Raw genomic sequence first — 14,533 nt, 5'->3', positions numbered from 1 at the left:
TCGAGAGACCTTCCCTCGAAGTCGCGACGACAGGACCTTTGGAGCAGAATGCTGAGGCTAAAGCTTGGCCTTGGTGCTGCGCGGCGTGGCCAGGAGCAGGCTGGTTTCGCTGTTGGTCACCCCGGGAATGAGGCGGATGCGGCGCAGCACCGCATCGAGATCGGTCAAGGTGGTGGTGCCGAATTCGACAATGAGGTCCCACCGGCCGTTGGTGGTGTGGATGGCCGAGATTTCCGAAAAGCCGCCCAGGACCTGCACGACCCTGTCGGTGACGTGGCCCGCAATTTCGATCATCATGATGCCGCGCACCGGCTGGTCGACTGCGTCGGCACGCAGGATCACCGTGTAGCCGAGAATGTCACCGGAGCGCTCCAGCTTCTCCAGCCTGGCGCGCGCGGTGGCGCGCGAAACGCCAAGGTCCGAGGCCAGGTCGGAGATGCTCCGACGCCCGTCGTGACGCAGCAGCTTGATCAGGCTTTCGTCGAGCTCGTCCATTCCAGTTCTCATATTGGCAAGAGCAATATACCAATTTGATAATACAGATCGATAGGTTTGCCAATTCAATCCGTTCATTCCGCCACCGCAATCGGCTTAGAATGCCGGCGAAATTCATTCCACGGACGGACCAATATGCATTGCAGGATTTTGGGCGCGCCGGTTCAAGACGGAACCGGACGCAAAGGTTGTGAAATGGGGCCCAGCGCGCTGCGTGTGGCGGGCCTCGTCGAAGCTCTCACCGAGCTCGGCCACACGGTCGAGGATCTCGGCGCAGTGACGCGCGAAGCCGCCCGGCCAGCGAGCCATCGCAACCCGGCGCTGAAGGCCCTGCCCGAGATTGCGGCCTGGACGGGAGCGCTCGCTGATGCGGCCTACCAGGCCAGCACCGACGCAATGCCGATCTTCCTTGGCGGGGACCACAGCATTTCGGCCGGCACCGTTTCGGGCGTCGCCCGTCGCGCGGCCGAGATCGGCCGGCCGCTGTTCGTCCTGTGGCTCGATGCGCATACGGACTTCCACACGCTCGACACCACGACCAGCGGCAACCTGCACGGCGTTCCGCTCGCATATGTTGCCGGCCTGCCGGGCTTCGAAGGATATCTTCCGCAGGTAACCTCCGCGGTCGATCCCAAACGCATTTGCACGCTGGGCATCCGCAGCGTCGATCCCGCCGAGCGCATTGCGCTGAAGGACGCGGGCGTCTTGATGTATGATATGCGCGCGATCGACGAGCACGGCATCGCGCCGCTGCTGCGCGATTTCCTCGCGCGCGTCGCCGCAGAAAACGGCATGCTCCATGTCAGCCTCGATGTCGATTTTCTCGACCCTTCCATCGCGCCGGCGGTCGGCACCACTGTGCCCGGCGGCGCCACCTTCCGCGAGGCGCATCTGGTGATGGAGATGCTGCACGACAGTGGGCTGGTGACCAGCCTCGACCTGGTTGAGCTGAACCCCTTCCTCGACGAACGCGGACGCACGGCAACCCTCATGGTCGATCTGACGGCAAGCCTGATGGGGCGCCGTATCATGGACCGCCCCACCCGGAGCTACTGACATGACCAACCCCGCCCTCAACATCGTCCCCTTCGTCAGCGTCGACAACATGATGACGCTGGTGCTGCGTATCGGCGTGGAGCGCTTCCTGGTGGAGCTTGCCGGCTATATCGAGGAGGATTTCAAGCGCTGGCCGGTCTTCGACAAGACGCCGCGCGTCGCCTCGCACAGCCGGGAAGGCGTCATCGAACTGATGCCGACCAGCGACGGCCAGCTCTACGGCTTCAAATATGTCAACGGCCACCCGAGCAACACGCGCGACGGCCGCCAGACGGTCACCGCCTTCGGCGTGCTCGCCGATGTCGGCAACGGCTATCCGATGCTGCTTACAGAAATGACGATCCTGACGGCGCTGCGCACCGCAGCTACTTCCGCCGTCGCGGCCAAATATCTGGCGCCCAAGAACGCCGACACGATGGCCATCATCGGCAATGGCGCGCAGTCGGAGTTCCAGGCAATTGCCTTCAAGGCCCTGCTCGGCGTCAACAGGCTGCGCCTGTTCGACATCGATGCCTCGGCAAGTCGGAAATGCGCAAGCAACCTTGCCGGCAAAGGATTTGACATCGCCATCTGTCATTCGGCTCAGGAGGCCGTCGAGGGTGCGCAGATCATCACCACCGTCACCGCCGACAAGCAGTATGCCACGATCCTCACCGACAACATGGTCGGCAACGGCGTGCACATCAACGCAGTGGGCGGCGACTGCCCGGGCAAGACCGAGCTGCATCGCGACATCCTGCTGCGTTCCGACATTTTCGTGGAATATCCGCCGCAGACCCGCATCGAGGGCGAGATCCAGCAGCTAGATGCAGATCATCCGGTGATCGAGCTTTGGCAGGTGATGACCGGCGAGGTGGAAGGGCGGCGCGATCCTGCCCAGATCACGCTGTTCGACTCGGTCGGCTTTGCCACCGAGGATTTTTCGGCGCTGCGCTATGTGCGCGACCGCCTTCAGTCGACCGGCCTCTACGAAAAGCTCGACCTTCTGGCCGATCCCGACGAGCCGCGCGACCTGTTCGGCATGCTGCTGCGGCACGCCGCCAAGCAGGCCGAGGTCGCCTGATAATAAAAGCGACGGCGCATCGCCAGATGCGCCGCCGCGGGGCCCGAGCTACCGTAGTGAAGGCCCAATTACAGGGCAAAAACCTGGTCGTGGGTTCCCACGAAGAACTTGCCCTCGGGCGTCACCCAGCCGCGGAACATGCCGTCGGTGTTGTAGGGCGCCGCGATGTTGCCCTTGGCGTCGACGGCCACCAGCCCGGCGCCGATGCTGCGCGGCTGGAACTCGTCGATGATGATCTTCGACGATGCCTGCTCAAGGCTCTCGCCGAGATAGGCAACGCGCGACGCCACTTCATGGCCCACCGCATGCAAGATGAAGAACTCGCCCTTGCCGGTGCCCGAGACTGCGCAGACGCCGTCGCGCGCATAGGTGCCGGCGCCGATGATCGGTGAATCGCCGACGCGGCCTTCTGGCTTGTTGTTGTAGCCACCGGTCGAGGTAGCAGCCGCAAGGTGGCCGGCTGCATCTAGTGCAACTGCGCCGACCGTGCCGTGCTTTTCGGACTCGCTGGCCTTGGCCGCGGTGCCCTGCTTTTCATGTTCCTTCATGGCGGCGAGTGCGTTCACCCGGCGCTCGGTCGTGAAATGGCTGTTCGGCACAACCTCGAGGCCGCCAGCCTTCGCATAGTCGTCGGCGGCATGACCTGCCAGAAGCACTGCCTCGCCGCGCTCCATGACCAGACGCGCCGCGCGGATCGGGTTGCGGATATGCCGGGACCCGGCAACCGCGCCACCGGTTTGCGTTTGACCGTCCATGATCGAGGCGTCGAGCTCATGATAGCCGGCCGCATTGAGGGCGGCACCATAGCCGGCGTTGAAGTGCGGCGAATCCTCCATGACGATCACCGCCGCCTGGACCGCATCGAGCGCGCTCCCACCAGCCGACAGAATGGCCCAGCCGGCTTCGAGCGAGCGGCGCAGATCGACGCGGGCGGCCGCCCATTCCTCTTCGCTCAGGTCGAGCTTGGCCATGACGCCGCAGCCGCCATGGATCGCCAGTGCAACAGGTCCCATTTGGATATTCCTCAAAAGTGGAGCGGCCGCCCCGAAAGGCGGCCGCTAGGTCTCATTTGCCGGTTCAGTTCGCCGGGCGAATGTTCATCGCCAGCGTGTCCTCGTCGGAACGCGGCGTGATCGTCAGTTCCTTCTTCATGCCCCAGGCCGAAACCGTGGACGCGATCGGCAGGATTGCACGCTCCTTGGCGACAAGGGCGTTGGCATCCTGCAGCAGCATCTCGCGCTTCGGCGTGTCCATCTCGGCTGCCGCGCCTTCGATCAGCTTGTCCATCTCCGGATTGGAGTAGTGATGGACGTTGAAGCCGCCCAGCTTGGTCTCGGGGTCGTTGGTGTGCAGGAGTGCCGCCAGCGCATAGTTCGCCTCGCCCGTCAGCGTGCCCCAGCCGGACATGCCGAAGCTGTAATCGCCCCGCGTGTTGGCCGGGAAGTAGACCGCGCCCGGCTGAGCGTTGGCTTCGACCGTTACGTTGATGGCCGCCAGCATCTGGGCGATCGTGGTGCCGACTTCCTTGTCGCTCGGCAGACGGTCGTTGGTGAAGTTGAACACCACCTTGAAGCCGTCCGGATAGCCGGCGTCGGCCAACAGCTGCTTGGCCTTTTCGATGTCGGGCTGGGTGAGCTGGATCGCCGGATTGTAGCCGAAGATGTTCGGCGTGATGATCTGCGACTGGGCCTTGCCCATGCCTTCCATCGCCACTTCGGTGATCGTCTCGCGGTCGATGGCCAGATCGAAGGCCTCACGCACGCGCGGGTCAAGGAAAGGGTTCTTGGCCAGCGCGGAACCGTCATTGGCCGTGATCTGCGGCGCCTGTTCGCGGAAGTCGAAATAGACCAGGAACTCATAGACGCTGTCGGTCTTGATGATCTTCAGCGAGGAGTCGTTTTCCAGCGTCGCGATGTCGGACGCGGGGATGCGTGCGACGATGTCCACCTGGCCGGCCTTGAGCTGAGCGACGCGGGCGGCGTCGTTCGGCAGTTCCTTGCGGATCACCTTGTCCCACGGCTCCTTGCCGCCCCAGTAGTCGTCGAAGCGCTCGAGAACCAGCTCTTCCTTCGGCGTCCAGGAGACGAACTTGTAAGGACCGGTGCCGATCGCGGCCTTGCCCGAGTTGAAGCCTTCGGTCGCGTGTTCGGGCGTGTCGGAATAATCCTTGGCCGCGACGTGCGAGACGACAAAGAGACGGATGAAGTCGTTGGGCAGGGTCGGCGCCGGGCCGTCCGTCTTGACGCGAACGGTGTAGGGATCGACGATCTCGACATCCTTGACGCGGCGGACATAGACGCTCGTCGGGTTGGCGCCCGTCACGTGCGGGATGCGCTCGATCGAGAACTTGACGTCCTCGGCGGTGAAGTCCGAGCCGTCATGGAACTTCACGCCCTTGCGCAGCTTGAACTCCCAGGTCGTGTCGTCGATCGCCTGCCAGCTTTCAGCCAGGCCCGGCTCCAGCTGGAGATCGTTGCCGGATTTGATGAGCGTGTCGAAGATGTGCTTCATCGCTTCGGCATGGGTGCCGGTGGCGGTGAAATCCGGATCGATCGAGGCCGGGCCGGCGCGGACGCCGATGGTCAGATCGGCAGCGAGCGCGACGCTGGAAACGCCGGCTGAAAGGCCCAGGGCGAGCGCGAGCCCGGTGGTTGCGCGCAACAGATTCATACTTCTTCCATCTCCTCGGGAGTGTCGGTTTGTTGGCTGGACTTCTTGTTTGACGGCCAGGTCTCTGGCCACTTGCTCGAATCGGCGACGACCTTTGCCAGCAGCTCGGAGAGCATCAGCTGCTCGGCCGGGCTGAGCGAAGACAGCATCAGCTGCTCGCGCTCGCGCATGGGCTGCATGGCCTCGTCGACGATCCGTCTTCCTTCATCCGTCAGATAGAGGACAAAGCTCCTGAGATCGCCCGGATCTACCTCGCGGCGGACAATGTTCTTGTCGATCAGCTTCTGAATGGCGCGGCTGATGGTGTTCCGCGGAAAGCCGGACGAATTGCAGATGGCGCTCGCGGTGACGCCGTTCTTGAGACTAAGCGAGTAGAGTACCACGAACTCTACGCGCTGCAGGCCGAATTCCACTTCGATCCAGCGGTAGATCGGCACGTTGAACTGCAGCGCCAGGAAATTGATCCGGAACGAAAACCAGCACGGATTCTGCCAGAGCTTGACGGCGACGAGGTCGTCGACGGCCCCTTCGGGCGCGTCTCGCCGGCCTGCTTCCATCAGCAGTTCATCAAGAGTCGTCAACCCGGTGTCCAGCGACGCCATGGTCACTTCTCCTCCACCCGTTGTTTGTTCCGGATGGAACTTGACTTAGCCAAAAACCGCTGTCAATTTCTTTTTTTAGTTCCTAATAGAACAATATTGGACTATTTCGACGCGGCGCCGATTGTGCTTGTGCCCTAGCGTAAGCGCCTGCGCGGAACTGACTTTGCATAGCCTGAAAGTGAGAGCCCGATGGACATAGCCGAGATGAATTGGATGCAGGTGGAAGAGCGCGCCGCCAAGGACGACCGCTGCATCCTGCCGATCGGCAGCGTCGAGCAGCACGCCTATCTCAGCCTCTGCACCGACATGATCCTGGCCCAGAAGATCTCGATCGATGCGGCAGCGCCTCTCGGCATCCCGGTGTTCCCGGTAGTGCCCTACGGATTGGCTTCGTCCTTCAGCGCCTATCCGGGAACGATGACGCTGAAGCTCTCGACCTATATCGGCGTGATCGGCGACCTTCTGGACAGCATGTACCGGTCGGGCTTCCGTCGCATTCTCGTGGTCAACGGGCATGGCGGCAACACGCCGGCGACGGCGGTCATTTCGGAATGGCTGAACGAGCATCCCGATGCGCGGGTGAAGATGCACGACTGGTGGCGCGCGCCCCTCACCTGGAAGAAGGTGATGGACACCGACCCGGCCGCCTCGCACGCGTCATGGATGGAGAACTTCCCCTGGACGCGCCTTGCGAACGCGCCCCAGCCGGCCGAGAGCAAGCCGCGCATCGACTTTGCCCGGCTGGCGCGCGTCGACGCAGCCACCAAGCGCGAGATGCTTGGCGAAGGCAATTATCATGGCCTGTTCCAGCGCCCTGACGCGGACATGCAGGCCATCTGGGACGTCGCGGTCGCGGAAACGCGGGCGCTTCTGGATACTGACTGGGACTGATCCGGCAACAACCAAGGGCAAGATGACGTCCGGAACGGACGCGACAGGGGAGCGATGTTTTCTTTCGTCTTTCAACGCCTCTTCCAGGCTGGGCTGGTGGTCATCGCCATGTCCGCCCTGGTTTTTTGCGGGGTCTATGCCGTCGGCAACCCCATCGACGTTATGCTCTCGCCTGACGCGACGCAGGAAATCCGTGCGCAGGTGATCGCTCGCTACGGGCTCGACCTGCCGCTGTGGCAGCAATATCTGCAGTTCGCCGACCGCCTCATTCACGGCGATTTCGGCAGCTCCTTCGTCTATGGCATGCCGGTCGGCACGTTGATCCTGTCGCGTCTGCCGGCCACGCTGGAGCTGACGCTGTTCGCCGTCATCCTGGCCTCGGCCGTCGGCATTCCGCTCGGCGTTTATGCCGGCTACCGGCCACAGAGCCTTGGCTCGCGCATCATCATGGGCGCGTCGATCCTTGGCTTTTCCGTGCCGACCTTCTGGTTCGGCCTGATGCTCATCATGATCTTCGCCGTGCAGTGCGGCTGCATGCCGGCCGGCGGGCGTGGCCATACCGCGGCGCTCTTCGGCGTCGAATGGAGCTTCCTGACCGCCGACGGCCTCAAGCACATGCTACTGCCGGGAATCAACCTGGCGCTGTTCAAGCTGTCGATGATGATCCGCCTGGCGCGGGCCGGCACCCGCGAAGTGATGGTCAGCGACACGGTGAAATTCGCCCGCGCCGCCGGCATCAGCGAAGGCACTATCCTTCGCCGCCACGTGCTGAAGTTGATCTCCATTCCGCTGGTCACCGTCTTCGGCCTCGAATTCGGCTCGACGCTCGCCTTCGCCGTGGTGACGGAAACGATTTTCTCCTGGCCTGGTCTCGGCAAGCTGATCATCGACAGCATCACCTCGCTCGACCGCCCCGTGATGGTCGCTTACCTGATGCTGGTCGCGCTCCTGTTCATCGTCATCAACCTTGTTGTGGACCTTGTCTATGTGCTGCTCGATCCGCGTTTGAGAAAGGGACGGGCATGACGAACGCCTCCACCCCGATGCGCGACTTCTTCAGGGAGTTCTCGCGCAACCGCGTTGCACTTGCCGCCGGCATCGTGACGCTGCTGATCGTGATCCTGGCCGTTGCGGCCCCGCTCTTCGCGCCGCAAGACCCCTATGACCTCGCCCATCTGGTGCTGCGCGATGCGCGGCGTGCTCCGGGCTATGTCGGCACGGGCGGCTATGTCCATTTGCTTGGCACTGACGCTCAGGGACGCGACCTGCTCTCGGCGATCCTTTACGGCCTGCGCATTTCGCTCGAGGTCGGCGTGATTTCCGGCGCCGTCGCCTTCACCCTCGGCGCGCTCGTTGGTTCCACCGCCGCCTATGTCGGCGGACGGATCGAGAGCATTTTGATGCGCGTCATCGATCTCCAGCTGTCGTTTCCGGCGATCCTGCTGGCCTTCGTCATTGCAGCAATCCTCGGGCAGGGTCGCTACCAGCTGATCCTTGCGCTCATCTTCGCCCAATACGCCTACTTCGCCCGCACCGCTCATGGCGCGGCGTCAGCCGAACGGCAGAAGGACTATGTCGAGGCAGCGCTTTCGGTGCCGCTGAAGGCACGCCGTGTGGTGCTGCGCCACATCCTGCCCAACGCACTGCCGCCGCTGATCGTGGTTGCGACGGTACAGGTGGCAAGCGCGATTTCGCTCGAAGCCACCCTCTCCTTTCTCGGCGTCGGCCTGCCACCCACGGAACCATCGCTCGGCATGCTGATCGCCAACGGCTTCCAGTATCTCCTGTCGGGCCGCTACTGGATCTCGATCTATCCAGGCATCGCCCTCATCCTCTTCATCGTGTCGCTCAACCTGGTCGGCGACCAGATCCGCGACCAGCTCAATCCGAGGCTGCAGAAATGACAGCTCCGCTTTTGCAGGTTACCGAACTCAGGACCCACTTCCACACCGCCAAGGGCGTGATGAAGGCGGTGGACGGCGTGTCCTTCTCGTTGGCCGCCGGCGAGGTTCTCGGCCTTGTCGGCGAGTCCGGCTCGGGCAAGAGCATCACCGGCTTTTCCATCATCGGCCTGATCGATCATCCCGGGCGCATCGAAAGCGGCTCCTCGATCAAGCTCGAGGGGCGCGAACTGGTCGGCCTTCCGGCCAACGAACTGCGCGCCATTCGCGGCAAGGCCATCTCCATGGTCTTCCAGGACCCGATGATGACGCTGAACCCGGTGCTCAGCATCTTCACGCAGATCAAGCTTGCGCTGGAAGCGCATGGCAAGGTCTCGGCCACCGAGGCGCGCCAACGCGCGATTGCGGCGCTGAGGCAGGTGCGCATTCCCGATGCCGAGAACAAAGTGGATTTTTATCCGCACCAGTTCTCCGGCGGCATGCGGCAGCGCGTGGCGATCGCCATTGCGCTGCTGCACAAGCCCAAGCTGATCATCGCCGACGAGCCGACCACCGCGCTCGACGTCTCGATCCAGGCCGAGATCCTGGACGAGATGAAGGAGCTGGTAAAAGAGACCGGCACGGCGCTGATCTGGATCAGCCATGACCTTGCCACTGTTGCCTCGATCTCCGACCACATCGCGGTGATGAAGACCGGCCGCATCGTCGAAGCCGGTCAGACCATGGACGTGCTGCTCAAGCCCCAGCATCCCTATACGCGCGGCTTGCTCGACGCTCTTCCCTCGCGCGCCGAGCCGGGCAGCATGCTTGCTCGCAACAGCAGCGACGGTGCCGCCGATCCTGTGCCGCCGCCTCGCCTTGCAACAGCCGGCCAGAGCCGGACGCCCAAGCACAGCGTGCCCTATTTCGTCGTCGACGGGGTCAGCAAGCAGTTCCGCAGAAGCACCGGTCTGTTGCATGGCCTGGCCGAGAAGGCAGGCCTCGCCTCGCCCGTTCCAGTGGTTCAGGCGGTAGACAATATCAGCCTGACGCTGTCGCGCGGCGACGCCCTTGGCCTCGTCGGTGAATCCGGCAGTGGCAAGTCGACGCTCGGCCGCATCGCGGCGGGCATCTACGCTCCGACTTCGGGCATCGTCCGGCTGGAGGGCGAGCGCGTCATCTCCGGCGGCCGTACGCCCAAGAAGATCACCACGCGCATCCAGACCATCTTCCAGGACCCGTTCGCCTCGCTCGACCCGCGCATGCGCGTCGGCGATTGCATCTCCGAAGGACCCTTGGCGCATGGGCTCGTGACGCGGGCGCAGGCGGGCGAATATGTCCGCCAGTGGCTCGCCGCGGTGGGGCTCGATCCGGCATTTGCTGGCCGCTATCCGCACCAGTTCTCCGGTGGCCAGCGTCAGCGCGTGGCGATTGCGCGCGCGCTTGCCATGCAGCCCGATGTGGTGGTTTGCGACGAGCCGGTGGCCTCGCTCGACGTTTCCATCCAGGCGCAGATCATCAATCTGCTGATCCGCCTGCGCAAGGAACTGGAGCTGACGCTCATCTTCATCTCGCACGATCTCTCGGTCGTCCGTCACCTCTGCGACCGCGTCGCGATCATGTATCGCGGCCGCATCGTCGAAGCCGGTCAGACCGCCGAGATCTACGAGAACCCGCAGGACGACTACACCCGTCGGCTGCTTGCCGCAGTACCCGTGCTGCCACAGGCGATGTCAGCGGCGGATGCGGCCGTTCTTTGAACCATCGAAATACGAGGTAAATGATGGAACCCTGGCAGTGGGACGAGACGGTTTGGCGCGGCAAGGTGAACAAGGTGCGCGCCGGCCGCTCGCTGAAGCCGAAGAGCTGGAAGAACGGCGCGCGCTGCGCGGTGGCACTTTCCTTCGACAGCGATCATGAAACCAACGAACTGCGTGACGGCGGCGAATCCATCGGCCGGATGTCCCAGGGCCAGTACGGCAACCGCGTCGGCATTCCGCGCATCCTCAAGACGCTTTCAGACAACGACATCAAGACGACGTTCTTCGTGCCGGCCGTGGTCGGCCTGCTTTATCCGGACGAGCAGCGTCGGGTGATCGCCGAGGGTCACGAGATCGGCCTGCATGGCTGGATCCACGAGCTCAACACCAAGGTGCCGCCGCAGGACGAGCGCGACCTGCACTTCCGCGCGGCCGACACGCTGGAGAAGATCACCGGCGTTCGCCCCGTCGGCATGCGCACGCCGTCCTGGGATTTTTCCAGCGTGACGCTCCAGATCCAGCGCGAGCTGGGCCTGCTCTACGATTCCTCGCTGATGGCTGATGACGATCCTTACGAGATCGTCGAGGATGGCGAACCGACCGGCATCGTCGAGCTACCGGTGGAATGGATCCGCGACGACGCGGTCTATTTCAACATGAACCGCTTCACCGCCCACCGGCCCTACACGCCGCCGACGGCAGTGCTGGATATCTTCCGCCGCGAGTTCGACCGCGCCTATGAGGAAGGCGGCCTGTTCCTGCTGACCATGCATCCGCATGTCATCGGCTACCGTTCGCGCATCACCATTCTGGAAGAGCTGATCCGCCACATCCGCGGCCATGACGATGTCTGGTTCGCCACGCATGCGGACATCGCCGCCTATGCCGCAGAAGGCCTGAAGGCCTAATCCGGCCTACTTACTCAAACCGGATCGGCAAAGCCGATCCGGTCCATCTGGTACTTTTACTCTCGCGCGAGCCCGCCACCGGCCGGCTCGCGCTATGCGGTCAGGCCTCTGCCAGGGCCGCCTTGAAGCTTTCATCAAGAACGCTGACCAGATGGTCGGCATTGGCGCGGCTGAAGATCATCGGCGGCCGCATCTTCAGCACATTGTCGTGCGGGCCTTCCGTGCCGATCAGCACGCCACGCTGGCGGGCACCATCATTGACGCGGCGGGCGAGCGCGGTTGCCGGCTCCTTGGTCTTGCGGTCGGTTACCAGCTCGATGCCCAGGAACAGACCCACCCCGCGCACGTCGCCGATGATCTCGTAGCGTGCCTGCAGTTCGCGGAACCGGTCGACGAGATAGGCGCCGATCTCGGCCGCGTTCTGCCTGAGGCCGTCGCGTTCGATCACGTCAAGCACCGCCAGACCCGCCGCGCAAGACACCGGATTGCCGCCGAACGTGTTGAAATATTCCATGCCGTTGTTGAAGGACGCAGCCACCTCGCGCGTGGTCACCACGGCCGACATCGGATGGCCGTTGCCGATCGGCTTGCCCATGGTGACGATGTCGGGCTCCACGCCCTGCATCTCGAAGGCCCACCAGTGGCTGCCGACGCGGCCAAAACCGACCTGCACTTCATCTGCTATGCAGACGCCGCCGGCGGCGCGCACCATGGCGTAGACTTGCCTGAGGTAGCCCTCCGGCAAAAACACCTGGCCGGCGACGCTCGGGATGGATTCGGCGATGAAGTAGGCAGGCGCACGGCCCTGGCTTCGCATCACCTCGATCTGCTCGGCGATGCTCTGTGCGAAGCGCTTCGCATGCTCCTCCACCGGCCAGTCGGCTGGAGCGCGGTAGCTATCGGGAATGACGGCCTCGAACACATGCGCCGGCCGGCCCTTGCCGCCCTTGCGCTTGTATTTGTAGGGGCTGAGATCGATCAGTTCCTGTGTGGTACCATGATAGGCCCAGTCGAGCACAACGGCATCGCTTTGCCCGGTATGGGCGCGGGCCATGCGCAGAGCCAGACTGTTGGCCTCGCTGCCTGAGCACGCGAAACTCGCCACCGCCAGCCCAGCCGGAAGCGTCGCCGTCAGCCGCTCGGCGTAAGTGACGATGTTGTCATGCAGGTAGCGCGTGTTGGTGTTGAGCTTCGCCGCCTGCCTGGCAATAGCCTCCACCACATCCGGGTGGGCGTGGCCGAGATGGCAGACATTGTTGAAGCAATCGAGATAGGCGCGGCCGCGATTGTCGATCAGCCACGCGCCTTCGCCGCGCACGAATTTGATCGGCTCGGAATAGGAGATCGAGAGATTGGGCAGCAACGTTTCCTTGCGCGCCGCCACGATCTCGGGCCGCGTGCGGCCGCTCTGATGAAAAGTCTCGGCCGGAATGCCGGCGAGAACCGACGCATCCGGGAACAGCTCGGCCCAGACATCGAGATAACGCGCCTCGCCGACGCCGAGGATGTCGCGTGCGGCAAGGCTCGGATCGGTCGAAATCTGGAAATGCAGATGCGGCGCCCAGCCGCCATTCTGTGTCGGCGCGCCCATCATGGCGACGAGATCGCCGGCCTCCAGCCGGTCTCCCGGCTTCAACCGCGTCGTCACTTCGTGCGCCAAATGCCCCCACAGCGTGATGAAGGGCGGGCAGCCCTCGGGCTGATGTTCCAGCGCCACCAGCCCGCCATAGCCGAGCGGGTCTTCCTCGATCTCGACGCTCACGACCGTTGCCGCAAGCGGCGTGTAGAGCTTCGTGCCGGCCGGCATGAACAAGTCGAGCCCGAGATGGTGGATGCGCCGCTCGCCCTCCACGAAGCGCGACTTGAACATGTCCCCCGCATAGACGGTGCGCGCCTCGCCCCACGGCCCCATGCCGAGTTCGATGCCGTGCTTGGCGCAATAGTCGTCCCACCAGGCGGTGGCCTTGTCCGGCCGCTGGCCGGCGGAATCGACCGTCATCGGATGGTGCGGGTCTCCATAGGGCACCAGCGCCTTGGTCAGCGTTGCCGGGTGGCGGTCGAGGATTGGCGCAAGCTCCTTGCGGTTCGCTTCGATCCAGTTCGTCACGGCGCGCGCGCCCGGCGCGGCGTCGAAACCGCAGGTGTGGCGCAGAATGGCGCTAGCAAAGCGCCGGTTCATCGCGCCCAGTCGCCGCAACAACCGCCAGGCGGGCGCCTCGCTGATGGCGAGATAGGGGTTGTCCTCGGTTTGCCTGCGCCGTGCGGCGGACAAGGTGACGCTGATGACAAGCCGCATGGCAATGAGGTCGAACAGGACGTCCAGCTCTTCCTCGCGCAGCGGATATTCGCGGTGGAAGCCGGCCGCCAGGCGCGCTGCCGCGCCGATCGGGTCTTCCGTGTCGAGTATGGAATAGGCGCAGGCCACCGCCACTTCGGCAATAAGCACCGAATGCAGCGCATCGCCGAAATCGATCAGCCCGGTGACGCGCGGCGCGCCGGCCTCGTCCACCAGAACGTTCCAGTCATTGGCGTCGTTGTGGATCACCTGCGCACGCAGCGCAGGCAGGCGCGGCGCAACTTCCGCGTCGAAGCGATCAAGGAAACGTTCCACAAGCGCGCGGTCCTCGGGATCCGCAATGTGGTGAAGGCGCTGGCGTGCGTCGCCGGCGCAACGGATGTCCCAATCGAAGCTGCGCAGGGCGCCGGGATGGATGAAGCCCTGCAGCGCCCGGTCCAGCCTGCCGAGCGTTGCACCCAGGCTTTCGAGCAGCTCCAGCGAGCGCTCGGCCTCTGCAAAAGGTTTGCCCGCCAGCCACGAAACCATGCGCAGCGCGTGCTGTTCACCTGCCTCGCTAGCAGTCACATAGGCGAGCGCCTCGCCATTGCCGGTCTTCTTTAGGCGCGGAATGGCGAGATCCGGCGCCGTATGCGCCAGATGCTCCAGCAACGCGGTCTGGAACTCGCTTTCATCGCGCGGCTCGCTGGCGTTGACGATCTTGAAGATCCACGTGCCCTGATCAGACGTCAGCCTGACATTCTGGTCGCGTTCGCTGTCGAGCGAGCTTGCCTCGCCGGTCGCGCCGAAGTGGCTCAGCGCCAACTCCTTCGCGGCATCCAGGGTAAAGTCGGGGGCGGGGTGATTCACGTCGGTCATGGCAGGTCCGGAATTTCGTTTGCGCGGGACCTTGGCACGGGCCGAAAAATCAGG

Annotated in this window: 12 protein-coding genes; 7 read left to right on the top strand and 5 right to left on the bottom strand. The window is 63.9% G+C overall.

Annotated elements, in window-relative coordinates; all coding sequences use genetic code 11:
• Positions 1 to 57: 57 nt before the first annotated feature.
• Positions 58 to 495 (bottom strand): Lrp/AsnC family transcriptional regulator, encoded by a 438-nt coding sequence (locus M2281_RS12815; RefSeq protein WP_280821533.1) that lies wholly within the window; start codon positions 493 to 495, stop codon positions 58 to 60.
• Positions 496 to 630: 135 nt separating this feature from the next.
• On the opposite strand from M2281_RS12815, the gene rocF reads away from it, so the two are divergent.
• Positions 631 to 1,551, top strand: a complete 921-nt coding sequence (rocF, locus tag M2281_RS12810) for an arginase (RefSeq protein WP_280821532.1) — start codon at positions 631 to 633, stop codon at positions 1,549 to 1,551.
• Position 1,552: 1 nt separating this feature from the next.
• On the top strand, positions 1,553 to 2,614 hold the full coding sequence (locus M2281_RS12805) for an ornithine cyclodeaminase (protein ID WP_280821531.1): 1,062 nt from the start codon (positions 1,553 to 1,555) through the stop codon (positions 2,612 to 2,614).
• A gap of 68 nt (positions 2,615 to 2,682) precedes the next feature.
• On the opposite strand, the gene M2281_RS12800 is transcribed toward M2281_RS12805, so the two are convergent.
• The 3 genes from M2281_RS12800 to M2281_RS12790 all read right to left on the bottom strand — a co-directional run bounded on the left by M2281_RS12800 (position 2,683) and on the right by M2281_RS12790 (position 5,886).
• Positions 2,683 to 3,627: an isoaspartyl peptidase/L-asparaginase family protein gene (locus M2281_RS12800; RefSeq protein WP_280821530.1), complete on the bottom strand. Its 945-nt coding sequence runs from the start codon at positions 3,625 to 3,627 to the stop codon at positions 2,683 to 2,685.
• A 64-nt stretch (positions 3,628 to 3,691) separates the two neighbouring features.
• Entirely contained in the window at positions 3,692 to 5,284 is a 1,593-nt protein-coding gene (locus tag M2281_RS12795) for an ABC transporter substrate-binding protein (RefSeq protein WP_280821529.1), read from the bottom strand.
• Positions 5,281 to 5,886, bottom strand: a complete 606-nt coding sequence (locus M2281_RS12790) for a MarR family winged helix-turn-helix transcriptional regulator (RefSeq protein ID WP_280821528.1) — start codon at positions 5,884 to 5,886, stop codon at positions 5,281 to 5,283. Before M2281_RS12790 ends, M2281_RS12795 begins: the two co-directional genes overlap by 4 nt.
• A gap of 189 nt (positions 5,887 to 6,075) precedes the next feature.
• On the opposite strand from M2281_RS12790, the gene M2281_RS12785 reads away from it, so the two are divergent.
• Genes M2281_RS12785 through M2281_RS12765 form a run of 5 tightly spaced genes read left to right on the top strand, consistent with a single transcriptional unit; the run spans position 6,076 to position 11,325 of the window.
• Positions 6,076 to 6,777 carry a creatininase family protein gene (locus tag M2281_RS12785; RefSeq protein ID WP_280821527.1) on the top strand — a complete coding sequence of 234 codons (702 nt, stop codon included), beginning with the start codon at positions 6,076 to 6,078 and terminating at the stop codon, positions 6,775 to 6,777.
• Positions 6,778 to 6,831: 54 nt separating this feature from the next.
• Positions 6,832 to 7,803, top strand: a complete 972-nt coding sequence (locus tag M2281_RS12780) for an ABC transporter permease (RefSeq protein ID WP_280821526.1) — start codon at positions 6,832 to 6,834, stop codon at positions 7,801 to 7,803.
• Positions 7,800 to 8,681 carry an ABC transporter permease gene (locus M2281_RS12775; protein WP_280821525.1) on the top strand — a complete coding sequence of 294 codons (882 nt, stop codon included), beginning with the start codon at positions 7,800 to 7,802 and terminating at the stop codon, positions 8,679 to 8,681. Before M2281_RS12780 ends, M2281_RS12775 begins: the two co-directional genes overlap by 4 nt.
• Entirely contained in the window at positions 8,678 to 10,417 is a 1,740-nt protein-coding gene (locus M2281_RS12770; protein WP_280821524.1) for an ABC transporter ATP-binding protein, read from the top strand. The genes M2281_RS12775 and M2281_RS12770 overlap by 4 nt, the downstream gene beginning before the upstream one ends.
• A 20-nt stretch (positions 10,418 to 10,437) precedes the next feature.
• Entirely contained in the window at positions 10,438 to 11,325 is an 888-nt protein-coding gene (locus tag M2281_RS12765; RefSeq protein WP_280821523.1) for a polysaccharide deacetylase family protein, read from the top strand.
• 100 nt (positions 11,326 to 11,425) lie between these two features.
• On the opposite strand, the gene M2281_RS12760 is transcribed toward M2281_RS12765, so the two are convergent.
• Positions 11,426 to 14,479, bottom strand: a complete 3,054-nt coding sequence (locus M2281_RS12760; protein WP_280821522.1) for an aminotransferase class III-fold pyridoxal phosphate-dependent enzyme — start codon at positions 14,477 to 14,479, stop codon at positions 11,426 to 11,428.
• Positions 14,480 to 14,533 lie beyond the last annotated feature (54 nt).

The sequence above is a fragment of the Pseudaminobacter soli (ex Li et al. 2025) genome, from assembly GCF_029892515.1.
Lineage (GTDB): Bacteria > Pseudomonadota > Alphaproteobacteria > Rhizobiales > Rhizobiaceae > Pseudaminobacter > Pseudaminobacter soli_A.
Note: the sequence above shows the minus strand (reverse complement) of the source record. Positions and strands in the feature narration are given on the sequence as shown.

What these genes read in the sequence shown, in the direction of transcription:
- M2281_RS12815 (WP_280821533.1), bottom strand. Translation starts at nt 495, where the DNA reads ATGGACGAGCTCGACGAAAGCCTGATCAAGCTGCTGCGTCACGACGGG.
- rocF (WP_280821532.1), top strand. Translation starts at nt 631, where the DNA reads ATGCATTGCAGGATTTTGGGCGCGCCGGTTCAAGACGGAACCGGACGC.
- M2281_RS12805 (WP_280821531.1), top strand. Translation starts at nt 1,553, where the DNA reads ATGACCAACCCCGCCCTCAACATCGTCCCCTTCGTCAGCGTCGACAAC.
- M2281_RS12800 (WP_280821530.1), bottom strand. Translation starts at nt 3,627, where the DNA reads ATGGGACCTGTTGCACTGGCGATCCATGGCGGCTGCGGCGTCATGGCC.
- M2281_RS12795 (WP_280821529.1), bottom strand. Translation starts at nt 5,284, where the DNA reads ATGAATCTGTTGCGCGCAACCACCGGGCTCGCGCTCGCCCTGGGCCTT.
- M2281_RS12790 (WP_280821528.1), bottom strand. Translation starts at nt 5,886, where the DNA reads ATGGCGTCGCTGGACACCGGGTTGACGACTCTTGATGAACTGCTGATG.
- M2281_RS12785 (WP_280821527.1), top strand. Translation starts at nt 6,076, where the DNA reads ATGGACATAGCCGAGATGAATTGGATGCAGGTGGAAGAGCGCGCCGCC.
- M2281_RS12780 (WP_280821526.1), top strand. Translation starts at nt 6,832, where the DNA reads ATGTTTTCTTTCGTCTTTCAACGCCTCTTCCAGGCTGGGCTGGTGGTC.
- M2281_RS12775 (WP_280821525.1), top strand. Translation starts at nt 7,800, where the DNA reads ATGACGAACGCCTCCACCCCGATGCGCGACTTCTTCAGGGAGTTCTCG.
- M2281_RS12770 (WP_280821524.1), top strand. Translation starts at nt 8,678, where the DNA reads ATGACAGCTCCGCTTTTGCAGGTTACCGAACTCAGGACCCACTTCCAC.
- M2281_RS12765 (WP_280821523.1), top strand. Translation starts at nt 10,438, where the DNA reads ATGATGGAACCCTGGCAGTGGGACGAGACGGTTTGGCGCGGCAAGGTG.
- M2281_RS12760 (WP_280821522.1), bottom strand. Translation starts at nt 14,479, where the DNA reads ATGACCGACGTGAATCACCCCGCCCCCGACTTTACCCTGGATGCCGCG.